General features: G+C 43.2%; 22 protein-coding genes. 14 read left to right on the plus strand and 8 right to left on the minus strand.

From position 1 onward, the window contains the following. Positions 1–124 precede the first annotated feature (124 nt). From KFE96_RS00470 to KFE96_RS00515, 11 genes are all read left to right on the plus strand, one after another. Complete coding sequence (locus tag KFE96_RS00470; RefSeq protein ID WP_255834054.1) at positions 125–1,366, plus strand: HlyD family efflux transporter periplasmic adaptor subunit; 1,242 nt, start codon at positions 125–127, stop codon at positions 1,364–1,366. Positions 1,367–1,455: 89 nt separating this feature from the next. Then, positions 1,456–1,686 (plus strand): hypothetical protein, encoded by a 231-nt coding sequence (locus KFE96_RS00475; protein WP_255834055.1) that lies wholly within the window; start codon positions 1,456–1,458, stop codon positions 1,684–1,686. Continuing rightward, entirely contained in the window at positions 1,619–1,855 is a 237-nt protein-coding gene (locus KFE96_RS18225) for a cysteine peptidase family C39 domain-containing protein (RefSeq protein ID WP_370650526.1), read from the plus strand. The genes KFE96_RS00475 and KFE96_RS18225 overlap by 68 nt, the downstream gene beginning before the upstream one ends. Positions 1,856–1,916: 61 nt before the next feature. Further along, entirely contained in the window at positions 1,917–2,099 is a 183-nt protein-coding gene (locus tag KFE96_RS00480) for a hypothetical protein (RefSeq protein ID WP_255834056.1), read from the plus strand. 100 nt (positions 2,100–2,199) lie between these two features. Then, positions 2,200–2,394 (plus strand): hypothetical protein, encoded by a 195-nt coding sequence (locus tag KFE96_RS00485; protein ID WP_255834057.1) that lies wholly within the window; start codon positions 2,200–2,202, stop codon positions 2,392–2,394. A 25-nt stretch (positions 2,395–2,419) separates the two neighbouring features. After that, positions 2,420–4,606: a peptidase domain-containing ABC transporter gene (locus KFE96_RS00490; protein WP_255834058.1), complete on the plus strand. Its 2,187-nt coding sequence runs from the start codon at positions 2,420–2,422 to the stop codon at positions 4,604–4,606. A 15-nt stretch (positions 4,607–4,621) separates the two neighbouring features. After that, positions 4,622–5,062 carry a DUF2059 domain-containing protein gene (locus KFE96_RS00495; protein ID WP_255834059.1) on the plus strand — a complete coding sequence of 147 codons (441 nt, stop codon included), beginning with the start codon at positions 4,622–4,624 and terminating at the stop codon, positions 5,060–5,062. Positions 5,063–5,195: 133 nt separating this feature from the next. Continuing rightward, a complete protein-coding gene (locus tag KFE96_RS00500; RefSeq protein WP_255834060.1) occupies positions 5,196–5,447 on the plus strand; it encodes a hypothetical protein in 252 nt (83 codons plus the stop codon). Positions 5,448–5,981: 534 nt separating this feature from the next. Continuing rightward, the gene (locus KFE96_RS00505; protein ID WP_255834061.1) at positions 5,982–6,839 is read left to right on the plus strand and encodes a TraB/GumN family protein; all 858 of its coding nucleotides are present in this window, start codon (positions 5,982–5,984) and stop codon (positions 6,837–6,839) included. A gap of 711 nt (positions 6,840–7,550) precedes the next feature. Next, positions 7,551–7,856 (plus strand): DUF4212 domain-containing protein, encoded by a 306-nt coding sequence (locus KFE96_RS00510; protein WP_255834062.1) that lies wholly within the window; start codon positions 7,551–7,553, stop codon positions 7,854–7,856. Then, positions 7,856–9,631, plus strand: a complete 1,776-nt coding sequence (locus tag KFE96_RS00515; RefSeq protein ID WP_255834063.1) for a sodium:solute symporter family protein — start codon at positions 7,856–7,858, stop codon at positions 9,629–9,631. The genes KFE96_RS00510 and KFE96_RS00515 overlap by 1 nt, the downstream gene beginning before the upstream one ends. A 43-nt stretch (positions 9,632–9,674) precedes the next feature. Here KFE96_RS00515 and rsgA read toward each other — a convergent pair whose 3' ends face one another. Then, positions 9,675–10,751, minus strand: a complete 1,077-nt coding sequence (rsgA, locus tag KFE96_RS00520; RefSeq protein WP_255834064.1) for a ribosome small subunit-dependent GTPase A — start codon at positions 10,749–10,751, stop codon at positions 9,675–9,677. A gap of 194 nt (positions 10,752–10,945) precedes the next feature. Here rsgA and KFE96_RS00525 point away from each other — a divergent pair, with 194 nt between their 5' ends. From KFE96_RS00525 to KFE96_RS00535, 3 genes are read left to right on the plus strand one after another with little or no spacing between them, the layout of a single operon-like run. Continuing rightward, on the plus strand, positions 10,946–11,779 hold the full coding sequence (locus tag KFE96_RS00525) for an ImuA family protein (protein WP_255834065.1): 834 nt from the start codon (positions 10,946–10,948) through the stop codon (positions 11,777–11,779). Continuing rightward, complete coding sequence (locus tag KFE96_RS00530) at positions 11,694–13,256, plus strand: DNA polymerase Y family protein (RefSeq protein ID WP_255834066.1); 1,563 nt, start codon at positions 11,694–11,696, stop codon at positions 13,254–13,256. Before KFE96_RS00525 ends, KFE96_RS00530 begins: the two co-directional genes overlap by 86 nt. Positions 13,257–13,263: 7 nt before the next feature. After that, positions 13,264–16,482, plus strand: a complete 3,219-nt coding sequence (locus KFE96_RS00535) for an error-prone DNA polymerase (RefSeq protein WP_255834067.1) — start codon at positions 13,264–13,266, stop codon at positions 16,480–16,482. Between the two features lie 5 nt (positions 16,483–16,487). Here the strand turns inward: KFE96_RS00535 and KFE96_RS00540 are convergent, their stop codons facing one another. From KFE96_RS00540 to KFE96_RS00570, 7 genes are all read right to left on the minus strand, one after another. Beyond that, a complete protein-coding gene (locus tag KFE96_RS00540; RefSeq protein WP_255834068.1) occupies positions 16,488–17,138 on the minus strand; it encodes a hypothetical protein in 651 nt (216 codons plus the stop codon). 653 nt (positions 17,139–17,791) lie between these two features. Next, positions 17,792–18,388, minus strand: coding sequence for an NmrA family NAD(P)-binding protein (locus tag KFE96_RS00545; RefSeq protein WP_370650527.1), 597 nt, complete (start codon positions 18,386–18,388; stop codon positions 17,792–17,794). 53 nt (positions 18,389–18,441) lie between these two features. Next, entirely contained in the window at positions 18,442–19,104 is a 663-nt protein-coding gene (locus KFE96_RS00550; RefSeq protein ID WP_255834070.1) for an ABC transporter ATP-binding protein, read from the minus strand. 54 nt (positions 19,105–19,158) lie between these two features. After that, a complete protein-coding gene (locus KFE96_RS00555; protein ID WP_255834071.1) occupies positions 19,159–20,454 on the minus strand; it encodes an efflux RND transporter periplasmic adaptor subunit in 1,296 nt (431 codons plus the stop codon). Positions 20,455–20,520: 66 nt separating this feature from the next. Then, positions 20,521–22,947, minus strand: a complete 2,427-nt coding sequence (locus KFE96_RS00560; protein ID WP_255834072.1) for an ABC transporter permease — start codon at positions 22,945–22,947, stop codon at positions 20,521–20,523. Further along, positions 22,948–25,086: a peptidase domain-containing ABC transporter gene (locus tag KFE96_RS00565; RefSeq protein WP_255834073.1), complete on the minus strand. Its 2,139-nt coding sequence runs from the start codon at positions 25,084–25,086 to the stop codon at positions 22,948–22,950. Positions 25,087–25,276: 190 nt separating this feature from the next. Beyond that, the gene (locus KFE96_RS00570) at positions 25,277–26,491 is read right to left on the minus strand and encodes an HEXXH motif-containing putative peptide modification protein (RefSeq protein ID WP_255834074.1); all 1,215 of its coding nucleotides are present in this window, start codon (positions 26,489–26,491) and stop codon (positions 25,277–25,279) included. Positions 26,492–26,493 lie beyond the last annotated feature (2 nt).

Genomic DNA, 26,493 nt, shown 5'->3' on the forward strand with positions numbered 1-26,493 from the left:
TAGGCAAGCACTAAATAATCAATTAGTTGTGATCACATCCTTGTTGACAACTTATTGTTTTATTCGACTAAATCTATCCAAAGTTTAGTCAGTAATAAGTCAAATTCAATCGTGGGGGTTGAGTGTGTTTCGTAGTGAAGCTCTAAATGCACAAAAACAGAAGGTACACGGAGATGTGTTTCTAACGCAGCCCATACCTATCACCACAATTACACTTTTGATTGCTGCTATCGTTACAGTGTTAATGATTTTGTTGTTTACAGGCTCATATGCACGAAGCGAAAGAGTTGCTGGTTATCTCGTCCCTTCAAAAGGCCTTGTTAAAATACAGGCAAGCCAATTTGGTGTTCTCCAAAATCTCTATGTGAAAGAAGGCAATCTAGTTGAAGAAGGGCAAGCCCTTGTAGATATTTTAATTGCCCCTAATGCTGCGGATGGAAGTAGTTTTATTGATCGAGGTCTCGCGGCTGTTCAGCATCAATACACCTTGATTGATACCCAAATCACACTTGAAGAAAACCAGCTGGAATCTGAACTGGCAAAACTGTCATCAGATCAAAAAGAGCTTACGCTCCGCATTCAATCTTTAAACCAGCAATTAGGTATCCAAAGAAAAATCACAGCGTCCGCTGAAGCAGCCTACAAGGATGTTCAGGAAATTCTCGGCAAAGGATACATCAGCAAGGTTGAATCTGAGCGCCGCCATCAAACATGGTTGGCACAACAAGCACAGGAACAGTTACGGGAGCAAGAACTTGTTGAAGCAAATGCCCGCAATGAGCAGCTACAAATCCGTTTAAATCAGGTTTCCACAGAAAGCCAACAACGTATTACCCGTCTGGCAAATCAAAAATCTGAACTCGATAGCCGTAAAGCGGAACTGGAAGGCAGACAAGCCTATACCATCACATCCCCTGTAAAGGGGAAAGTTGTAAGCCTCTCTATTAGGAACGCAGGCAGATCTGTACAGGGTGGCCAACCTCTTCTAGCGATATTACCGGAAGGCAGCACCCTTGAAGCTGAATTGTTCGTGCCCAGCCGCGCAGCAGGCTTTGTAAAAGAAGGGCAGGAAGTTCAGTTACTCTATGATGCCTTCCCCTACCAACGCTTTGGCAGCCATGCTGCAACATTAAAAAGTGTCACGGAAACAATTCTTTCCCCAACGGAAACACTCGCTCCCTTTGAGATTCAAGAACCTGTGTACCGGGTGGTTGCCAATCTGAAATCTGATCAAATTGTAACAGGTGAACAGTCAATCAATTTGCAGGGCGGCATGACCTTACAAGCGAACATCATTCTTGAACGACGAAGTTTCCTTGAATGGCTTCTGGAACCTTTGAAATCAATAGGAACTTCAAACAAGTAAGGAATTTGGTTTCTCTGAAACCAGATAGAGGCGTCAGCCTCATATAACAAAGGCAAAACTGCCTAGTATCAATATTAAGGAGCATAAAAATGAAAATAGAAGAAATGAAAATTGATGAAATGAGCAAAGTAGTTGGTGGTTGCCCTCACGGATTAGTAGATGGCTCTTCATACGCAAATGTTGGCTGTATCACCCCGGAGCAGTTAGCTGACCTTATTGCCGGTTTAGGTAATGCTGATAGCAACCCACCACATGCACCAGACTTTAATACTGATAACATTGGTAGCGGTGGCCCGGGTATCGATAACGTGCTCCCGTAAACTGAGGCTTCCGCTCAACTTGTCAAACAAGTCACGACTACCAATCATTCGTCAGAATGAAGCGGCGGAATGTGGTCTGGTCTCATTTGCTATGGTGGTGGGATATTATGGTTTTGCAACCGATCTCACATCTCGCCATACAACGCCGCAAATATGCGGTAATTACTGAGGCATCAGCCTCACATAACAAAGGCAGTAAATGCCAATTATCAACTTGTGGAGTAATAAACATGAATAAATTTACAGAGTTAAATCAAACAGAACTTGATCTTGTAAATGGTGCAGGCAATGGCTTTTTTGCTACAGAAGAAGACGCCATCAACTGCGAAAATGAAATCCGTAGAATTGCGACCCGCGACCCAAATGATGGCGTGATTATTCCTTTCTTAGGCATCGTCTTTCGCACTCTATAGAAGTCATAAAAACACTTTTCTCATCAGAAAATCAGATAGAGGCATCAGCCTCACATAACAAAGGCAATAATGCCAATTATCAACTTGTGGAGTAATAAACATGACAAAATTTGAAGAACTAAACCTGATTGAACTTGATCTTGTAAATGGTGCAGGCAATGGCCTTTTTGCCTCTGAAGAAGATGCTATTGCATGTGAAGGCGATGAAATTACAAGTGTGGCTGATTTCGGTCCACAAGATAATGTAATTTTGTTCGGCTCTTCTGGCGGTACAGGCTCCAGAATTCCTCGCTAATATCTCAAATACTTCAGGCTAAAATATGCAGTCCACACTCAATCTTTCCGGCAAATCACGCCTTCCGCTTATTCGACAGAATGAAGCGGCTGAGTGTGGGCTTGCATCTTTAGCTATGGTGGCGGGGTATTATGGTTTCAAAACCGACCTCGCCACCTTACGCCGCAGATATGCGGCCGGGCTGCAAGGTATGACCCTGAGGCATATTATTGAAGTGGCAACCAAAATGGAATTTGCCACGCGCCCAATTAAAGTACCGCTGGAGATGATTGATCAGGTAAAATTACCTGCTGTTCTTCATTGGGATATGAACCATTTTGTGGTGCTTAAATCTGTTGGCAAAAACAAAATGGTGGTTCATGACCCTGCTCTGGGTGAACGAACCTATACCACTGAAGAATTTTCTGATCACTTTACAGGGGTTGCGCTTGAACTCACACCGTCAGAAACATTCGAAAAACGGGAAGAAAAAACCACACTTCGCCTGACAGATTTATGGGGCCGTATGTTTGGCCTCAAACGAAACCTCGTTCAGGTTTTCATTCTGTCTGTTGTATTGCAGCTTTTTGTGCTCGCAAGCCCTTTTTATCTGCAAATTGCTGTGGACGAAGTGCTTACCAAATTTGATACAGACCTTCTTTTTGTAATCGCATTAGGGTTCGCTGGCTTCACTCTTATTAATGTACTTACACAAACTCTGCGAGGGTATGTGCTGCTCTATTTCGGCAGCATGATGAGTTACCAGATGGTTGGAAATCTTTTCCGACATCTCCTGAAATTGCCCATTGATTTCTTCGAGAAGCGCCACATTGGCGATATTGTCTCACGTTTTGGTTCCATGGAACCAATTAAGGTCATGCTCACAGAAGGGCTAATTGCCAGCCTGATTGACGGTATGATGGCTCTTACCACACTTGTGCTGATGTTTATCTACAGCCCTATACTGGCTGCAATCGCACTTACTGCATGGGCGCTTTATCTGGTCCTTCGAATGATGTTTTACCGCCCTTTCCGGCAAGCGCAGGAAGATGCCATCATCGCACGAGCAAAAGAACAAACAACCTTTATGGAAACTGTTCGCGGCATGACCAGTTTAAAACTGTTTGGCGGTGAAAGCGAACGTACAGGCATGTGGCAGAACCGTTATGCCGAAGTGATCAATACCAATGCCAAAAGTTCAAAGCTCGGCATCTGGTTTCAGAGCGCAAATTCAGGCATCTTCGGCATTGAACATATCATTCTTATTTATGTGGCCGTGCAGATGGTATTGAGCGCTGATTTTAGCGTAGGAATGATTTTTGCCTTTATGGCGTACAAACGGAACTTCACCGATAAAGCAACAGCGCTTGTTGAAAAAGCCATAGAATACCGCATGCTCAGCCTGCATCTTGAGCGTATCGCAGATATCGCCCATGCGGAACAGGAAGAACAGCCTCTGGACATACCGCAAACCATTGAACAACCACCGCTTACGGGTGAAATCATCCTCCAGAATATTCGTTACCGATACGCTGACAACACACCGGACGTTCTGAAAAACGTGGACCTGCACATTAAAGCTGGAGAATCTGTTGCGATCGCAGGCCCAAGTGGATGCGGAAAAACAACGCTGCTCAAGATTATGACCGGGCTTTTTAAACCAAATGAAGGCCAGGTGCTGCTCGGGGATACATCTCTTTCAGATTATGGGCTTACCAAATACCGCAAACATATTGGTGTGGTTATGCAGGAAGATGATCTTTTTGCAGGGTCTATCTCCGAGAACATCGCTTTTTTCGACCCAGAAACCGATATGGAACGCGTGATAGCAGCTGCGAAAGCCGCCCAGATTCATAATGAAATCATGGCAATGCCTATGAACTATGAAAGCCTTGTAGGGGATATGGGTTCGGCCCTCAGTGGCGGCCAAAAACAGCGTATCATGCTGGCCCGCGCGCTCTACAGACAACCCAAGATCCTGTTTATGGATGAAGGCACCGCACATCTGGATGTAGAAACCGAGCGCATGGTGAACCAATCAATCGCGAACCTCGGTATCACCCGTATCATTATCGCCCACAGGCCTGAGACAATTAAATCTGCCGAGCGGGTGATGGAGATGCGTGATGGACAACTATGTGAGATAGGCCTGCCACCAAAGTTCAGAGAAAACAACACTAATGAAACTGAAAAAAACCACAAAACTGAAGGCATTCACGCACCAGCGTTTTAAAAATAGGATACATTCATGAACGACCAAACACCTATTACAGCTACCGCTTCAGCTGACTTTGATCAAAAAATTCAAACCCTCTTCGGGTACACCAAAATGGATCTGATTATTAAAGGCATGGAACAAGCGTTTATGCAGCAAGCGGTGCAATCTATTAAAAATCAATCCCAGCAAGCTGACCCTGCTGCTCTGGAAGAAACTCTCACAGCCTTTCAACAAGAGTATCAGCTTGAGTTGCCACAACTTACCGAAACAATTGTTGAAGCCTATAAAACAGCCTTCACGGAAGCAGAGGTAGAAGCCGTGAATGTTTTTTACGCCTCTGATGCAGGGCAAAAGTTTCTCGAGGGGGGCCATAAAATTGAGCAACAGCTTCAACCACTTACCCAAGCATGGGCACAACAAGCCGGTAAAAACGCCTTCGAGCGTGCTTTAAACAAAGTGAACTCTGCTTAAGGGATTAAAGAGTTTTGTGAGTATTTCTCACAAAAACCTCTGAATTATCAGGGGATTAAAACAGGGGTTGGCCTAGCCTGAAAAACGAAACCAACCCCAATCCACAACATTAAAATGAAATGGAGTACCTATAATGAATGCAATTACTTTCGATTACAACAATAGCCAAATTCAAGAACTCGACATCAACGAGATTGATTTTGTGATGGGTGCTGGTTGGCTTGGCGACGCAGGCGCCGCAATTGCTACTATTGGTGGTGGAATTGGCTTAGTTAGCGCTTTCCATGGCAATGCTGTAGGTGTAGGTGTTGGAGGCGCAATGATGATTGCTGGCGGTATTTTAATGCTAGCCGACGCAGCCGCTACCCATTTATCAGCTAGTTAATGCTATCAATGGCCAAGCTATAGGTGTGTAAAAACTGGAATTACACCGATGATAGTTGATAGCTAACTTAATGTTAGCTGACACAATAACTACTCGTATCTAAGAGATTAGAGCCTTAACTTACTGCCTTACTCTATTGGTGAGGCAGTATTTATATCAATGATTTTACGGATCAATAAAATGAAACAATATCAGGTCAGATCATCAATTATATTCTCTACAACTGCGATAGTTGGGGCTTTATTGTATAAATATTATGAAGGACTCCAAACTTTGTCGGGTATCGTTTTCATTTTTGGGGCCATTTGGGGCCTGCTAACTTACTATTCAGGTCGGCATCAAAAGGAATAACCATCTATTCGGGTTAAAGCACTCACGACAGGCAACTATTAAGTGCCTAGAAAAACATTTTGAAATAAATCACAGTTTTAACCCACAACTCTATCTATGTACCTGTTTTCATGTTCCTAATAAACATCGAAACGCAATGAACTATATGCAGACCAATGCAATATCTACATATAAGGAAACAGTATGCTTAAACATATCCTAGCACTAGCCTTACTTACTATACCCTCATTTGCTAATGGCCCGGCTGTTTGGAAAACAGCTGATGAAGACACAAACATTCATATTCTTGGTTCTGTTCATGTGCTGAAGCCAGGTACAGTGTGGATGAATGATAACCTGCAAAGTCTTGTATCAGGGGCTGATAAAATCTATCTGGAACTTTCAGCAAAAGACCAATCACCGCAAGTAATGCAGCCGCTTGTTGTTAAATATGGCCTGTTGCCCGAAGGAGATGCCCTGAAAAACCACCTGCCCGAAGATGTTTATTCAAAACTGAAAACGGCCCTTACAGGCCTTGGTATGCAAGAACCACAGTTTGCACGTTTCAAGCCCTGGATGGCAGGCACAATTTACACAGCCTTCAAATTTGCGAAACTTGGTTTTAATCCTGCTGCAGGTGTGGAAGCCAGCATTGTAAGCCTTGCACAAGCTAAAGGCCTAGAGATTGATGGCCTTGAAACAGCTGAATTCCAGCTTTCCATGTTTGATAACATGACAGATGAGCAGGAAGTGAACTTCCTGAAACAAATGTTTGCTGATGAAGATGATCTACAACAAACCATGGAAACAATCACATCTGCCTGGACAACAGGTGACCTTAAAGCCATGGAAACAGTTTTTGATAAATCATTTGATGAATACCCCGAGCTTGAGCAATCTATCCTTTTAGACCGCAATAAAAACTGGGTACCACAGATTGAAGCCATTCTCGAACAGCCTGGCGATTATATGATCATTGTTGGTACTGGTCACCTTGTTGGTGAAGGGTCGGTCATTGATTTGTTAAAGCAAAAAGGCATGCAGGTAGAACGGGTTCAGTAACAAAGCCAAACTCTATAAACACGGTTTGTTTTACCCTTTAGCAATTCAACCAACGCTCCCTGTTCTCTGAAAACAGGGAAGATGGACGAGCTTATGCAATCATCTAATATGAAAGAACATTTCAAAACCGGGTTACACTTAGGTTTCAAGGAAGGGATCTCCTTCGGATTCTATATCGGGTTGGCTATCGTTGGACTCTTTTTGATTAAGAAATATTTCCTGTAATTCATCTATGTGAAGATATTACGAGTATTTCTTTGATAAAACGGACACATCTTTCAAATTAATCAGCTCATATCTATCGATATGCGACATTACAAAGGATCAAGAAAGTGGCATTAAAAAATGATTTGGTTTCCGGTTTTAAAGAAGGTTTTCTGACAACAACTGTGAAATCTTGGCAGGTAACTGTTTTTATAGTCCTCGGGCTGACCTTAACCTCTGCTTATATCTTACTTACCACTCAATAAGTTTTTTCCGCCGGGCAATGTAATGGAAAACTCTGAAATTAAACCGCATCATCTTATCATTGCCCGTGCACTGGGGTTCATACTTTTACTTGGTTTTTCAGTAGGGTATGAATATGGCCACCATATAGGCCAAAGCCTGTTCCAATAACTGTACCGCCATAAATAAAACATCTATTCTGCTTGCATTCCTTTCGCCCCTGTTTTCATATTCCTTTTGGGAACAGGGAAGCTGGAGGGCTATATGCAACCACCTGAGGTGAAAGAAGAAACCACATCAAAAGATATCAGTGGACGATCAAACGATTACTGGAAAGCCAATATCGCCTTACTACTCAAACTATTAGCGATTTGGTTTGTTGTATCCTTCGGTGCTGGCATTCTATTCGTTGATGAACTTAACACCATTGAATTCTTTGGAGTGAAGCTCGGGTTCTGGTTCGCACAGCAAGGTTCCATCTATGTCTTTGTAGCCCTGATTTTCGTCTACACCTCCGCCATGCGCAGGCTTGACCGCAAATACGGTGTTGATGATGAGGGAGATGCCTGATGGATGCTTCAACTCTCACTTATATTTTCGTTGGCATCAGTTTTGCGCTTTATATCGGCATTGCCATCTGGTCCCGCGTAGGTTCCACAAAGGAATTTTATGTGGCGGGCGGCGGTGTGCACCCTGTTGTTAACGGTATGGCCACCGCGGCTGACTGGATGAGCGCTGCCTCTTTCATCTCCATGGCGGGGCTTATTGCCTTCCTTGGATATGATGGCTCCGTTTACCTGATGGGCTGGACGGGTGGTTATGTGCTGCTCGCCCTCCTTCTTGCGCCATACCTGAGGAAGTTTGGCAAATTCACCGTGCCTGATTTCATTGGCGACCGCTACTATAGTGATGCCGCCCGCCTTGTGGCTGTTATCTGCCTTATCTTTATCAGCTTCACCTATGTGGCAGGGCAGATGCGCGGCGTGGGCATTGTGTTCTCTCGCTTCCTTGAAGTGGATATTGATCTCGGCGTGATCATCGGCATGGCTATTGTTTTCATGTATGCTGTGCTCGGCGGCATGAAAGGTATTACCTACACACAAGTGGCCCAATACTGTGTGCTTATTTTCGCCTATACGGTTCCTGCCATCTTCATTTCCATGCTGATCACAGGCAATCCTGTGCCTCAGTTCGGGCTCGGTTCTGAAGTAACAGATGGTTCAGGCTTAACAGTACTCGGCAAACTTGATAGCGTGCTTACAGATTTAGGATTTACCGCCTACACGGCAGGCACCAAATCCACCACCGATATCTTCGCAATTACCGCAGCCTTGATGGTAGGTACTGCGGGCCTACCACATGTAATCGTGCGTTTCTTCACGGTTCCTAAAGTGTCTGATGCCCGAAAATCAGCAGGATGGGCACTGGTATTTATTGCTATTCTCTATACCACTGCACCTGCCGTTGGTGCTTTCGCCCGCATCAATTTCATTAACGAAGTGAATGAAACATCTTACGCGGAAACACCTCAGTGGTTCAAAAACTGGGAAGACTTAGGCCTTGTTGGTTGGACCGATAAAAACGGTGACGGCAATATTCAATACCGCGCAGGCGCACCATTTGACGGCAAACCCACTTTTGATGGCGAAAAACGAGGCCCGAACGGTGAACGTGTTGTAACCAATTCTGCCACCGCAAGCGCTAACGAAGTATATGTTGACCGCGATATCATGGTGCTCGCAAACCCTGAAATTGCCAAACTACCAGACTGGGTGATCGCACTTGTAGCAGCTGGCAGTTTAGCTGCTGCCCTTTCCACCGCGGCAGGCCTTCTTCTAGTGATTTCTTCTGCTGTCAGCCATGATCTGATGAAGAAAACCTTCAAGCCTGAAATTACTGACAAGGAAGAGCTTCTTTATGCTCGCATTGCCGCAGCCTGTGCCATCGGAGTGGCAGGGTATCTGGGCATCAACCCGCCAGGGTTTGTCGCGCAAGTGGTGGCCTTCGCTTTTGGCTTGGCGGCTGCAAGCCTGTTTCCAGCAATCCTCATGGGTATTTTCTCACGCCGGATGAACAAAGAAGGCGCGATTGCTGGCATGTTGGTGGGGCTTCTTTTCACCTTTGCTTATATCGTTTATTTCAAGTTCATCGCGCCAGAGGCAAACACAGCAGCAAACTGGTGGTTTGGTATATCACCTGAAGGTATTGGTTCTCTAGGTATGGTACTGAACTTCCTGGTAGCAACCGCCGTTTCAAAAGCCAGCAGTGCACCACCCGCTGAGGTACAAGAGCTTGTGGATACTATTCGTATTCCTTCAGGCGCTGGTGCTGGGCACAAGCACTAAAAAAACAGAAAGGCGCATGGATAAACAGTCATGCGCCTTTTTCCTATGAACGTTGCTGTCCTTTTTTAGCTTTCACATGACGCCGCACCATTTTACTGAATTGGCGGTCTCTGTGTCGCTGCTCTGATAAGGATGAAGTATTTCTCGCTTCTTCAAGAATAAGCTTTTGGTAATTTTTCAAGCGTCGAGGATCAAGCTCTCCTGCTTCAAGGGCAGCTCTTACAGCACAGCCGGGCTCTTCCACATGTGCACAGTTCCTGAATTTACAGTGCTGGGCGATAGCTTCAATATCATCAAAAACTTCCGCAAGGGATGTGCTTAGGTGTGCAACTTTCACTTCCCGCATACCCGGCACATCAAGGAGTACACCACCAGATGATAAGGGATAGAGCGCGCGGTAACTGGTCGTATGATGCCCTTTTGCATCCTTTTCCCGAATACCACTGGTTTCAGTAAGCTTTTGGCCGGAAAGCGAATTTACAAGTGTTGATTTTCCAACCCCTGATGACCCCACAAGCGCCACCGTGGACCCCTTTGAAACCCAGCTTGCCAGTTTTTGCACATCTTCCACATCAAGGGCATTAACAAGCTCAACCACCAGATCAGGCTTCATCGCCTGTACTCGCCTGCGGTAGCTTTCTGCATCCTCTGCCATATCGGTTTTGGTCATCACCACTACGGGATACACGTCTACCTCATAAGCCAGTGCCAGATACCTTTCGAGGCGAGATTCGTTAAATTCTTCATTGCAGGAAGTAACAATAAACAGCGTATCTACATTTGCGGCAATCAATTGCAGATCAACCTTCGGGCCTGCAGCTACGCGCCTGAAAACACTTTTCCGCTCAAGTAATCTAAGGACCTTTTCACGCTTTGCATCCAGCAACACCCAATCACCAATGGTGGGGCGTTGTTCCGCAGGCAATTGGTACCAATTGCCGCCAAGTGGGATGATCCATTCATTTATTCCATCATTTGCTGTGACCTGCGACCGCTGCACCTCAACAACACGCGCGAGCTTGCCTTGCTCTCTTTCTTCCGCACTCAACTGCTGAAGAAAAAAGGAAGACAGCCCCAAACTGAAAAGGGCACTAAAATCTGCTGGTCCAGAATGTGTCATACTGATTTCATATCTCACCTACTTCCTTTGTTATTACAACATTTTATCACTGACTGGTGAAACAAAGAATAACATCAGGCCAATTAATTTTACCCTACTGAAAAATTACGCCCAGACCTGAAGATTAACCTTCACTTTCGCGAGTGAATTGACTCTTTTTCAATGAGAACATATAGTGAACAAAAGAATCGAACATGAAGGAAAGAACGGTGTTTATCGCCCATAATGATAATACATATGAGGAACACCAAACTGGCAGAACAAGCCCCAATAACAAAATAGAGGCTTTGAAAAAACTACGCCATATGGTGGCGAAAATTGAAGAAGAAGGCAAAACTCCCACATGGGATATGGAAACAGAAAATACCTCTGTCCACGCTACTTCAAAAATTGATTTCAGCGAATTAAGACAAAGCGGTGTTCATGAAATATGGGCACAGAAGCCTGTTGATACAGCAGCAGCAATGGCACTTTTGCTCTCTATTGAGAAAGAAAGTACAGCACCTGTTCTCTGGGTTACCACGCGCCGGTTCTCCTATGATTATGGTGTACCTTATGGCCCTGGTCTGCATGCGCAAGGCATAGCACCGGAACGGTTATTATTTGTGATGTGCCGCGATGAAAAAGAAGCTTTATGGGCAATTGAAGAAGGCCTCAAGGTGAATGCTATCAGTGCTGTTGTTGGTGAAGTAACACAAATGGACCTCACATCCAGCCGGCGTCTTACTATTACAGCGCAAGACCATAACACCCGGTGCCTTCTTTTAATGCGATCAGAACATGCTCCCTCATCAGCGGCTTACACGCGCTGGCAAACTGAAGCGGGAGAAAGCCACCACTCTTTCTTTAATGAGCAAGCGCCAGGGCATGCAGTCCTCGAAGCGTCTCTTACAAAACATCGCGGGGGGAAACGCCCAATCACTCAGACAATGGAATGGTTCCATGCGCCGGATTATCTCTATATGGCTTCCCCTGTGGCCGATCGACCAGTGGCGTCGATCACACCGATTGCACAAGCAGCCGTTTGACAAGCCTTTTGCTCTCACTGCCAGCGAACGACAAACACAAACCTTATATGCTGTTTGCCCTGCCGCCCATAAAATAGGATTACGGATTGGTATGACCTTGGCTGAAGCACGTGCCATTCATCCTGTGCTTCAGGTTGCTCCCTCAACACCGAAAGCTGACCAGCAAAAGCTGGAAGACCTCACCCGTTGGTTCATTCGTTATACCCCTTTGGTAGCGGTGGACGGTGACGATGGCATACTGCTTGATGTTACTGGATGCACCCACCTGTTCGGGGGGGAAGAGGCTATGCTCGACAGTATCAAAACCCGCCTAAGAAACAGTGGTATAAACAGCCAAATTTCTATGGCGGAAAATCGCCGTATGGCTTGGGCCTTTTCTCATTACAAACCCGGAACAATATCTGAAAACCCTATAGAAAGCCGAGCTATACTGAGTAATTTAACCATGGCTGCCCTACAGCTTGATGATGGTATGCAGCAAATGCTTTTTAAGCTGGGGTTGAAAAAAACAGGGCAGCTTTTTGACTTACCTCGAGCATCCTTAATGCAGCGTTTTCGAGGCAAAAACAGCAAGAAGATAGAAGCCTTAATTACAAGAATGGATCAGGCTGAAGGCCGCCGCAATGAGCCCATCATTCCTTTTACATTATTACCTGAATGGCAAGTGCGTATGGCCTTCAGCGAACCACTCCAGCTACAGGAAATGGTTGGTACCGCTATCAAGGAGCTACTACTCGAACTTACTGGTCTTCTCGCTGAAGCGGATAAAGGTGTTATGCGATTAGCTCTCTACGGTTTTCGTGTAGACGGCAGTGTACAGAAACTAATGATTGGCACTAATAAACCAAGCCGAGACCAAAAACACCTGATGCGACTTCTTGAGGAAAAGCTACCTGACCTGGAAGCAGAATTTGGCTTTGATCTTCTGTTGTTAAGCGCAGAGGAAACCGCCCATTTACCGCCTGAACAAACCAGCAGCGCAAAAGCACATGCCGAGCATTCAGTCACTGAATTTCTTGACCGTATTGGTGCCCGCCTTGGCCCTTCTTCTGTCAGGAAAATTAAACACCGCCACAGTTATATTCCTGAACAGGCACAAATCTTTACGTCACTTCAAACCAACGAACTTCATTGGGAAGAATATCTTTCCACCTTACCTATACGCCCTATCAGGCTGCTCTTGCGCCCGGAAGCTATTCACGTGCTCGCTGAAGTACCAGAAGGGGCACCAAAACGGTTCCGTTGGCGCCGGGTTGAACATTTAGTCACAAAAGCCGAGGGGCCAGAGCGCATTGCTCCAGAATGGTGGATAAACTCCGAAGACCCAACACGTGATTATTATCAGGTAGAAGTAAAAAGTGGCGCTCGATTATGGCTTTTCCGTTCAGGCCTTTATGCAATCAAAGGCGTTCGACCTTCTGAAAATCGGAAACAAAGCACCCAGCCCCAGTGGTTTATGCACGGTTTTTTTGCGTGAGTGTGCCATGGCCGAGTATGCAGAATTACAAATTAGCAGCAATTTCAGCTTTCTGCGAGGAGCTTCATTCCCTGAAGAATTGATAATAAGCGCAAAAGCGATAGGCTTATCCGCTGCAGCGATTACCGACCGTAATACAGTGGCAGGTATCGTACGCGCTCATAGTGCAGCCAAAACCCATGATATGACCTATATCCCTGCCTGCAGACTTGATCTTGTGTGTGGCTTATCTCTTCTTGCTTATCCCACAGATAAAGCGGCCTATGCTCGTCTCACAGAACTTCTTACCATCGGTAATCGGCGCGCAGAGAAAGGGTCATGCTATCTTTATCTGAGCGATGTAACTGCTTTCTCAAAAGGCATAATCTTCACATTGCTTCCGGAAACCGTATCCGGCGCACTCCACACCGAATTACCCCTGATCAGGGAGCAACTAAATACAAACCTGTATCTGGCGGCAAGCTATAGCTATCAGGGAAATGATAAACGCCGTATTGCCTGGTTAGCCTACACAGCAGCACAAGCACATGTTCCGCTGGTTGCCACTGGTAATATCTTGTTTCACGCCCCTGAACGCAGGCAAATTGCTGATATAGTAAACTGTATCCGCGAACATAAAACCATTGAAGAAGCAGGTTACCTACTGCAGCAGAATGCTGAACGCTTCCTAAAACCTGCTCATGAGATGGATCGCCTGTTCTCTGACCATCCCGAGGCACTTAAAAATACGATGGCTATTAAAGAAGCCTGTAACTTCAGCCTTGATGAACTGCGCTATAATTACCCCAAAGAAGCAGTTTCAAAAGATGTTACCCCACAGGAACATCTAGAAAGCCTTGTGTGGTCTCGTATCACAGAGCGTTATGAAAATGGAAAGGTTCCAGCTTCTATTAAAAAAACACTAGCTCATGAACTGGCGATTGTTGGCCGTAAGCATTACGCCCCTTACTTCCTCACTGTAAATGATATTGTTGAATATGCTCGCAGCAGAGAAATTCTCTGCCAGGGGCGCGGTTCTGCGGCGAACTCTCTTATCTGTTTTGCACTCCGCATCACTGATGTAAACCCTGAGCAAGTGGATTTACTGTTTGAACGCTTTATCTCTGACGCTCGCTCAGAACCACCCGATATTGATGTAGATTTTGAACATGAACGCCGCGAAGAAGTAATCCAGTATATCTATAAGAAATACGGCAGAGCACACGCTGGCCTTACGGCAACCCTCATTACCTACCGCGCTCGTAGCGCCATTCGCGAGGTAGGAAAAGTTATGGGATTATCAGAAGATATGATCGGAGCCCTGTCCGGCACGGTGTGGGGCTCATACGGCAAGGAAATACCTGATAGCCAAGTGGAAGAAGCAGGGTTTGACCCAAATGACAACCGTCTACGCCAAACTTTAAACCTAGCTCATGAAATTATCGGTTTCCCTAGGCATCTATCCCAACATGTAGGTGGTTTTGTACTCACAGAAACGCCGCTCCATGAAATTGTGCCTATCCAGAACGCAGCTATGCAGGACCGCACTGTTATTGAATGGAATAAAGATGATCTGGATGCGCTTGAAATCCTAAAGGTAGATGTACTGTCGCTTGGGATGCTTACCTGCATCCGAAAATCCTTCCAGATGATCCAAGCATGCCATAACAAATTTTATACACTGGAAAACATCCCAACCGACGACCGGCCAACCTATAAAATGCTGCACAAGGCCGATACCATTGGTGTCTTTCAAGTAGAAAGCCGCGCGCAGATGAGCATGCTACCGCGCCTTCAACCAAATGTGTTCTATGATCTCGTAGTGCAAGTGGCCATTGTGCGTCCCGGGCCCATACAGGGCGATATGGTGCACCCTTACCTCAGGCGGCGCCAAGGGTTGGAGAAAAGGGAATTACCCAAACGTGACCCACGTTTTGGCTCTGCTGATGAGCTTAATGAGGTACTGGAACGCACCTACGGGGTGCCTTTGTTCCAAGAACAAGCCATGCGCATTGCCATTGTAGCAGCAGGCTTCACACCAGAAGAGGCTGACCAACTTCGCCGCTCCATGGCTTCTTTCCGTAACCAAGGGACGATCCATAAATTTCAGGAAAAGTTCATCAACGGTATGACCTCACGCGGGTATGAGCTGGATTTTGCTGAACGTTGTTTTAAGCAAATTGGTGGCTTTGCTGATTACGGCTTCCCTGAAAGTCATGCCGCCGCATTCGCTATGCTCGCTTATGCCTCTGCCTGGCTAAAGTGCCATTTTCCTCATGTATTCGCTTGCGCACTCCTGAATTCCCAGCCTATGGGCTTTTATGCTCCGGCCCAAATTGTAAGAGATGCACGAGAACACGGTGTGAAGGCGTGCGAAGTCGATATCAACATCAGTACATGGGATAACCTTCTAGAACCAGCGCCTGACAACCGCTGGGGGTGGGCACTCAGACTAGGATTTCGGCAAATCAAAGGTATCAGCGAAGATAGCGCCAACACAATTACTGATAACCGTCTGCGTCCTTATACTGATGTAGAAGACCTGCATATGCGCACACGCTTACCTGTCGCCCAAATTGAAAAGCTGGCTGAGGCAGATGCCTTTCGTTCCTGTGGGCTCGACCGCAGACAAGCGCTTTGGCAAGTGCGCGGTTTGATAGACAGCCCAGATCTGCCGCTGTTTTCTCACGCAGACACCAAAGACAAAGGCGTTGAGCCAGAAACTGAACTCCCAACAATGCCGCTTTCAGAACATGTGGTGAATGATTACCAGAGCATGAGGTTATCCCTCAAGGCACACCCGCTTAGTTTTCTGCGCCCCGCTCTTGAACATGAAGGTATTCTACGATGTGCTGATATCACCAAATTAAGGGACGGAACAAAAGCAACTGTCGCAGGCCTTGTGCTGGTACGCCAACGGCCCGGTAGTGCTAAGGGTGTTATTTTCCTTACTGTCGAAGACGAAACTGGAGTGGCTAATGTGGTGGTATGGAAGAAAGTATTTGAAAACCAGCGTGCTACAGTCATGAGCAGCCGCCTACTCATTATCAAAGGTAAACTCCAACACGAAAGCGATGTTACCCATTTGGTTGCCGAAGAGCTCAAGGATGCTTCAGCTGAACTTTTAAAACTCTCTGATGGTCTGGAAAATGATGCAGATGCCAGCTTACAATTACCAGCTTATCGCAGCGGCGGGCATCCAAGGAATGTAAAAGATCTCATACCCCGCAGCCGCGATTTTCATTGACGCTTTTAAGCGACTACAATTTCGAAAAAGCCTGAACGTCCTTTACCATCATTCACTGGATTAACCTGCATTGTTACGGCTTTCTTTTCCGCACTTGTAAGCCCCTGGTATATACCGTCCCTGAGATTTGCTTTCATATCTTGTTCAAAGTAAAGCTGGGACGTAAGCGTACGGTGTCCTTCCGCAAATACCTTGAAATGGATATGACGTGTCCGTCCTGGATACAGCCCCGGCTGCACCGTTAAGAAGCGGTATTTTCCTTCACCGTCACAGCGGGTTTCACCGTACCCTTGAAAGTGCTCATCCTGCGTATCATCAAGCCTCACATGGTGGTAAACACCCAAATGATCGCAGTGCCAAATCTCCACCTTCGCTCCGCTGATATGGTTACCGTGCCTGTCTACCACTCTACCCAGCAGTTCCAGTTGCTCACCAGTCGCACGCTCGATCCCCTCTCCCATCAAGATCAGGTTATTATCAATATCAGCAGGCTTGGTTCGTGGGTAAAACGGCCCTTCCGTTTGAGGCGGTGTAACCGTGCGGGCACCAGCTTGCAGCATCTCTGCTTTACTGGTGACTGCACCAACAACACCAGCAACAGGCAAAGCACCCAAAAGCCCTACCATCCGCCTTCTCGATATGTTTGAGTTTTCCATCTCGCTCTCCATGACAGTATTTTATGTAACAATTATTCTGTCAGGATATTCTGGTGCTACTATCCTATATTATGCGAATGCTATCATAGCCTGGATCAATGTTCTTATTTAGTTGATCAAAGACCTTCACCGTCTCTGGTACAATTAAAAAAGGCCAGCACCCTCTGGGTACTGACCTCTTTTAATGGTTTTGGGATTAGGATTAGTCTCGTCAGGACTATGTCCTTCCTCGTCATTCCGCTGCGTCTTCGACTTGCTCCATATGAACCTGCAATCTACGCTTTGGGCGTATCTTGCAAGGTATCGCAGCCTAAATCCGGTCAACAAAGTTAAAGGGCCGCCCACTAGATGGTGGACGACCCTTTAAATTGGTTGCGGGAGTAGGATTTGAACCTACGACCTTCAGGTTATGAGCCTGATTGATACACACTTAAACATTTGAAATTATTATATATTTTATTTTAATAAGAATTTTTGTGCGTAATTTTGTGTGAGTTTTACGATTCAAAAAATTCGTTTTACAGCCCGTTAACACACACTCTACATTTTCTAAGTACCATCAAGCTTTAATATGACCTCGTCAACTCACAACTAAAATAGCAAGTGCACCAGATTAGTACTCATGAACTTGCTATTTGAAACCGCTTTAAAAGCTAGAATTTAGTTTTAACAAAACTAGAAAACTGCTCTTGTACACCAGATTCAGCAGTTACTTTAAACTCAGGAACGAGAACCTTGTTATCGATGCCTCTGTGCAACTCGTTAAACAGTTTTGCATAATGTTCACTAAACCCAATATGAGGCTGAGTGTATGATTCAACAGACTGCTCATCAGACAGTTCCATAATCTGGATATCTTTATCAAGTTGCTGACCGATCAAACCAGACACTTCTTCAAAGCTCAGAAGTTCCCCGTGTATTTCATCAACAATCTTCCCAGTCCATGAAGGAGCGGCAATCCAATTAACTGCTCTCTTGGCAATATCATCTGTTGAATTAAAGATTGTTTGGCTCTTCTTATTCACCGGCAAAGGAATAATTCCATGCTCATTAATTGGAGCTGTGAACCATAAGAAGTTTTCCATGAAATAACACGCTCTGAGGAATACCGTGTTCGCAGAGATTTTCAACAGTTCTTGCTCAATATGGTGCAATCCTACAATTGGGTCCGTCCCACTAGACAAATGAGCACCATAAGATGGCTGGAAAACAACTCTCGAAATCTGGTTTTCTTCTTTAGCGCTCTTCAACTAACCGTTTATATCTAATATAAAATGTCAGCCAAAGTTGTGATACCTACACATTAAGTAACGATATGTCCGTCAAAAAGCTTAATAGTTCTATGTGCAAATGCTGCATGGTTCGAACTATGCGTAACCATAATGATAGAAGTACCTTCTGCATTCAGAGACTGTAACATTTCCATCACCTCCCGACCATGAACACTATCTAGGTTACCAGTAGGTTCATCAGCAAGAATTATCTTTTGGCCCGCAACAATTGCCCTTGCAACAGCAACTCTCTGTTGCTGCCCTCCCGATAACTGGCTCGGCATATGGTTAGCACGGTGAGCAATACCAAACTTTTCCATAATAGCTTCTGTATGGTCCCTTCGTTCGCCAGCAGGGATATTTTGATAGAGAAGAGCAAGTTCAATATTCGCAGCTACTGTTAGCTCATCGATTAAGTTAAAAGACTGAAAAATAAACCCTATATTTTTCTTGCGAATTTCACTTAATTGCTTTTCAGAATATTTAGCAATATTTACTCCTCTAAAAAAATAATCCCCGCTACTGGGGCTATCAAGCATGCCAATCAAATTAAGAAGCGTGGATTTACCACACCCTGACGGCCCCATAATAGCTAGGAACTCACCATCTGCAATCTCAACATTCACGTTGTTTAGAGCAAGTGTTTCAATCTCATCAGTACGATATATTCGAGATAAATTCCCAAGTTTTAACATTTTATTCCCCCAATGTTTATTTCATGCTTTTCAAATATTTCGGAATTATGAGGGCTAGTCTAAAGATAACCTGTCCATATCCATGTAACTTGAGTAAGGAGAAGTTACAATCTTCTCCCCCACTTCAAGTCCGTCCAAAACTTCAATAAACCGTGAGTTTCTACGCCCTAGGCGTACTGAGCGTCTGTTCGCTTGAGTACCACTCTGATCGACTACAAAAACCCAGCTACCTCCAGTATCATGAATAAATGCTCCGTTAGGCACCAAAGCCGCCTTAGTTTCATCACCTAAAGTTAGTTTAGTTTGAATAGTCTGCCCCCGACGAATTCCCTCCGGCTGCCTACCCGAAAACACCATATCCACTTCAAATTGACCATTATTCACTTGAGGATAAATTTTAGATACCTGTAGCTGGTAAATTTGGTTCCCTCTATCAAACGTTACCGTCTGACCGATATCAACGCGACCAAGGTAAAATTCATCAATATCCGCAGTCAATTTATACTGAACAGGATCATCAATTTGACCTAACCGACCACCACGAATAATGCTTTGACCAACCTCAATATTAAATCCAGATAACTTTCCAGCAACTGGTGCTTTTACAATTAAGGCATCTAGATTTTGCTTCGCAAAGGCTAAATTTTTTTCTAATTGCGCTACTCTATCTTTCAAATATACAAGTTGCTGTTCTTGCATCCTTGCATCTGTAGCTTGGCTTTCTAAAGTTAGATCTCGCAGTTGAATATTATACGCAAGCTCATCCTCCGTCTCATCAAGTTCTCGTTGTGAAATGGTCCCTTTAACAATTAGCTCTCGCCGACGCTCTGCCTGCCGATTTAAACGTTTAATTTGATATTCAAAATCGGCCAAACTGCGTTTATGAGATAAACGGTTTTGCTCTAACTGTAGCTCAATAGTACGCAAATTGTTTAGTTGTTCTGTGACAAGTGCCTCATTTCTGGTTGCCTCTAATTGTAGACTCGTGTTTGAAAGTTCTACCAAAAGTTCCCCTTTTCCAACCAAGACACCATCTTCAACCAAGATATGCTCAACTCTTCCACCTTCAACGGCATCGAGAAAAACTGTTCTGAGTGGAACAACCCGAGTACGCACCGGGATAAAATCTTCAAAAATACCTTCTGTCACTTTAGAAATTACAACTCTACTCTTCTCAACCCTTAAGATACGTCCGTCACCATCCATCTGTATATTATGCCATAGAAAAACGCTTACAATACTCCCTAAAAATACAATTATGATATATTTCTTTAGTTTATTTTTTTTCCTAATAACACGATCCATTCCTGCACCAGACACGTGCTCTGCTGATTGTTTTTCTCCGGCCATTTGAGGAACCTTTTTAAGCTATTTTATCAATTCAAATTAGCGTTTACTTTTACTAATAATAAGTACTCATTCTCTTAGGTAATTTGAGGGGGATGTATTTATGATAGGTGAAACCTTTAAAAACACTAATAGACAACAGAAAACACAAAATATGACAACTATTAATACACTCAAAGGTAGATCATAATCAATCTTTAAAGTGTATTGTTCGAGCCAATACTGAACCATAGGTCTAGAAAGCACTAACGAGACTATAGACGCTATTATTACTGGTAGCAAAATCGGTAACAGTAATATCTGATAAAGCTTAAACCTGTCAGCTCCAAAGACTTTATGAATCGTTACTTTTTTTTCAGAGGTTTGAATTTTGGCCTGGGCCATCGTTAAAAAACCAAACAGTGCAGTAAAAAAACTAACTACGGTAAACCCGCCTAAAGTAAGCAAGACCTCATAATCAAATTGGTAGTTTCGCTTCAATAGATCATCTACACTCTCTATATTCAGCGGTATATCAGGAATAAAAGAGCGCCAAACCGTATTCAGTGCATCAGGTGAAATAACGTCTAAGGCAGTTTTAATATAAATATTACTGTGGTTTCTATCGCCTAATAAATAATAAGCGGGATGGACTTCCTCTCTCGCACCATAAAAATTAAAATCTTCAACAACTCCAACTATCTTTGCAATGGCTCTTCCTTGTTGTGTCCCAGTCTCAATATCTATTGGTGCCCGAATAGCATCGTTAGGAGTTTTGAAACCAAGTAACTTAGTAGCTGAAGCATTCAAAATAATGTGCACTGCCTCACTATTTTGATAGTCATCATTTGCAGCCCATGTTTCATCAATAGTTAAAAAGTTTACTCCTAAAATTTTAAAAAAGTCTACAGACACGCTTTCTCTAGTCAAAGTAACAGTACTCGCTTTTCCTGCAGTCAGTCGAAATGCAGAACTCGCCGCTATATCTCGATACCCTGGTGTGTTTTGAGCCGATGCAACTTCCAAAACGTCCGGTAACTTCATTAGTTCGTTTCTAAAACTTGATCCTAAAGTGTTACTCGGATTTTCTATGACAAATAGGTTTTCACTTGAAAAACCAGCACTCTTTGTTACCGACATTTTAACTTGAAAGAATACGATCGATGTAAATATAAGTAAGAAAACAGCTGCGAGAACTTGTAAGAAAACCAAAACATATTGGACGCGAGTAAGTTGCCTAGAGCCAGCGATATGTGAAGAACTTTTCAAGCTATCCGTTAAGTTTAATCGCTGTATCAAATAAACAGGAAAGATTGACGCCAACAACGTTAGTAGTAAAAAAGCACTTGCAATTGCACCTATACTTTTATACCCGACAAATAGCTCTCTAATATCTATCCCAAATCTTGCGCTAAAACTTGGTGCCATAAATTCTACAATTAACAATGATCCAACTACTGCACCTAAAACAATCATTAGGTTCTCTATTACCATTTGAAAACTTAAATTACTCTTAGAAGCCCCAAGCGCTCTTCTAATTGCTAATTCTCTATTTCTCTCTACCGTATTGCCGTAAGAGAACGTTCCAAGATTAATGACAAGAATTGCCAATAAAATAACTACAACAAACATCAATACTTGAAAGAGTAATATAGGCTTTGGCGCTTCTCCTCTATCAAAACCAGAATCTACCATGTGAGTTTTTATCTCATCTAGCTGAACTAAATGGAAAGACAAAAATTCACTAGTTGGTGTATCCCCAAACCAACCTGAAGCAAACGTATTAACTAAATCTGGTAACGAAATGATAAACTGTTCGACATTGAATTCTGAGGATACTTTCATAAAAGTCTGTAATCCAAAACTCGTCCAGCTATCAAAGATAAATTCTTCTTCAGGAAAGCGATTTCTTTCCAGTGGTAAGACTGATGAAAAACGAAATTGACTATTTACCGGTAGGTCTCTAAAAACACCTGCTATACGGTAAACCTCTTTTACGCCATTTTCACTTTGTCTTATTTCAATTGATTGTCCAACTATATCTGTCTTGCCAAAGAGCACCATAGCGCGGGACACATTTATATATATATCTGAAGGATCAAATCGCTCCTTCCAGTTGCCTGCAACAAAATAAAGAGGGAAAACAGAGGGAAAGTCTTCATCAACAAATGTCAACTCTAGTTTTGTAAACGCCTCATTGAAAACAGCATGTCCAGAACGACTAAGCACTCTAGTCAAGTTAAGCTCCGGGAAATTATATTCGAGTGTTTTTTTTAAAATACCTGGTGATTGGGCAGAATGCTGATCTACTTGAGAGGGTATATAAAACTTAGTGTCGATACGAAAAATATTCTTACGGTCAGTGATCCAGCTTTCAGAATAAAGCTGAGCATTGAGATAACCTAATATAATCAAAACAGCTGATAACCCTGCAATAGTTGCAGCAAATACAAAACGATAAGACCTGTCTTTTCTCACCCTATGGAAAAACACTTTGAAGTCAGGTTTAATAAACATTTACGATATCTTCCTATTATTAGAGGTATATCGAGTTAGATGACCTTTCTTTAAACTGAATACTTCATCAGCCCTATTTACTATCCCAGGGCGATGAGCGACCGACAATATAGAAATATTGAGCATTTTGAGATTATCGATCACTTTAGCTTCAGTTGCTTCATCCAGATTTGAGGAAAATTCATCTAATATCAGCAGTTTGGGTTTAGAATATAGTGCTCGAGCTAATAAAATGCGTTGTATTTGACCAGCTGAAAAACCAGTGCCACCTTCGTTTACTATCGTGTCATAACCCATAGGCCAACTTTCTATGTCAGCATGTATTTCAGCTAATTTAGCAACTTCAATAATACGCTTTGAATCACTATTAGTCTCAAAAAAGGAGATGTTTTCGGATATTGAGCCCATCAATAATTGTTCATTTTGTCCCACTACACCAATTGACTTTCGAAACTGACGTAAATTGTTCTGAGTAAGTTCAATACCATTAACGAAAACAGTTCCAGAATCAGGCGTAAGGATTCCTGTTAGCAATTTTAGCAACGTAGACTTGCCCTCACCAGATTTGCCCTTGATAACCACAAACTTATCTGCTTCGGTCGATAGAGATACAGATTCTAAAACAGAGGGTAAATTATCAGCATAAGAAAAACAGACATCCTGACAGGTTATGCTGACACCAAGCTCCAAGGAAAAGTTAGTTTCTTCATATTCTACTGAATTGGACGATGAACTTTCATCCAACTCCGCTCCTAATACATCTGACAAACGATCCACATGAACCTGTAGATTATCCAATTCAGCAAATTCATGAAATCCATTCTGAATTCTGGCTGTCAGGAAACCAAACCATGCTACGTAGGCAACAAAATAGCCTACAGAAATCCCGTTTGCAACTAATTGAGATGCCGCGCATATAATCAAAAGCATCCACCCGCCATTCAGGATTAATTCTAATACACCCGTGCTTTTTCCTTTATAGCGCAGAAGTTTTTCATACTCTTCTTCAACGTTAAATCTAATGGCTTTCCATGCGGTTAGCCGTATACTCTCAGCCGAAAAAAGCCTTATCGATCTAACAGATTTAATACTTTCAACAAAAAACGCGTTTTCAATTGCTTCACTATGAAGCACACCCGCTAATCTAGACTTTATTCCTTGCTGAAATTTATATGCTACAATCGAATATGTAGAAAATATTGCAAAGAGAATTAACCCTAACTCCAGATTTAAACTGAGGAGTACAAACAACCCAACAAGCACAGCAATTCCATCGATCAAGCTCGTTATCAGGCTTTCACTAAATGCTGTTGTAATCTCATGGACCGAACGATACATAGTTGCTAGAGAGCCACTAGATCTGTGTTCGAAAAAGTCCAACTTCAATTTAATAAGGCGTTTGAATATCTTTTCAGAAATATGCTGTGAAACCTTTCTTCTTAGTTCTACAGCAACCCCAACCCTTGTAAAAGCTACAAAAAAACCTACCAGAATAAGAGCAAAAAATAATGTGCTTAGTCTTACATCAATTGATGCACTGACATTAGGTAATAGCTTATCCAACAGAATTTGAACAAAAAACGGTAATGATATCGCTACGGCATTCAATAATAGCGTCAGCAGGAATAATGGTGTTAGTAACGGCAATAGTTCGTTAAATTGAGGTAAGACATCCAGTAAATTGAAATTTTTAGTTTTTTCAAAAACAATATTTTGGTTATTGGCCTCCTCCACTTCAAGGGCAACACCTGTAAACTGATCGGAAACTTCTTTATATGTTAACTCTCTACGACCAATTAATGGATCTAATATTACAAATGAGTTGTTCTTGCATTTCTCCAGAACAACAAAATGATCAAAATTCCAGTGGAGAATACATGGTAACACTAACTCTTCTAGGTCTTCCATATCTACTCTGAATGGAGAGCTCTCAAAGCCGAGTGTATCAAAAGCAGACATTAAGTCTGAGATAACGTTACCTCGCAAAGATATACCAAATATACGCCGAATATCTTGTAAGGAATAATCTCTACCATGGTGATTAAGTATCATCGTGATACACACAAAACCACATTCGGCAGCAGCACTTTGCCGAATTGGTTTTATTTTTTTACTAATGTTACCAAAATTTACAGACACAAGCAGCCTTCAAATATCCAGCAATCTATTGGAAATTGAATATTAACAATAGAATTGAAGCAGTTAACCCCGTTAATAAACTAAGCACACTAAAGTTCACGCTCCGGCTACGGTGAACTCTTCGCCACTGAGTTTTATATCTATATTTTAACGCTTCCGCGCGAAAGAATGAGTTCGACATAACAAAACTCTAAGTAGGAATACCCCATGTCACTTTGCTCACATCCACCTCTTGCGGGAGTTCATACTTTCTATATAAATCTAATAGATCTTTCTCCAATGGATGCCATAAAGCATTTGCCTGGTCCGTGAGTCTAAAAGAATTCTCAATCAACGTACTCACAAGTTGCCAATTCGCAGGCGCCAGATCTTTCATTCTTTCTAACACCACTTGTTCGTATTCAGATTTCTTTTCGAGCATCTCATCAAAGAAAAGGAAAACATTGGCAAAGGCATGAAATCCAACCAATATCCTCTCAATTGAACGTTCTCTTTTCATCAGAGGGGAATAAAAACTTGCATCTTCCCCTTCACGTACAAAATCAATCATCAATGCCGCTAAATGATAATATTGATGGGAACATTCATGAACCAATTGTTCAGCAAGATCTGTAACGCCGATTGGTGACGTAGCTAGTATTGCTCCAGGTCGCGAAGGAAGGCTTTTACTCACTAAATTGCAATTTTGGACAGGCGCGACCAATCCGACATGGTGCAACAATCTTTTGGTCCAGTTTCGATAATCCTTTGAAGAGTTAGAGATACAATTGAATGCTTCTTGCAATCTAGATAATGCAGCAGGTGCATCAGCATAGGAGAGAGCTTGCTCACTATAGTACAGCAATTCAGGATCTATTTCATATCCAGTTGAAACATATATTTTCTTTTCATCTATAATAACAAATTTATCGTCAGGGATTTCAGGACATGTCCAAAGAGAGCCTTTTTTCTCAAAATCATAATTATAGTCGGCACTACGTAGATTTAGTGTGCCATCACCTGCCTTAAGCAGCAATTTTCCATGACAATTCATTCTATATTTATTGAAATAAAGTGTATCTTGAATTGGTAACTCTATTTCCATTTCTCCAGAATACCCATGTGAAACTAAAACAAGGAAAAACTGGGTACACGCGGATAAAATGGAAGGCTCTTCTCTTCGCAAAAGTTTGTTTACATGCCCAAACTCAGGCGACCATCCCTTAGTTCCAATAGAATCTACTAACTCGGATACCAAGGGGTCTGCCAAATATGCAAATTCATAAGTTGTCTTACTGATTGCTTCCTGCAATCTTTCATAAATTGCACCTACATAAATACTACATAAATCTGCAAAAACCTGATCGTCGTTAGCGAGAGAAGCTCTACTAAATGGTAAAAGTAAGTTAATATCTACAGATGTCATCT

The sequence above is a fragment of the Kordiimonas sp. SCSIO 12603 genome (genome assembly GCF_024398035.1).
Classification (GTDB): domain Bacteria; phylum Pseudomonadota; class Alphaproteobacteria; order Sphingomonadales; family Kordiimonadaceae; genus Kordiimonas.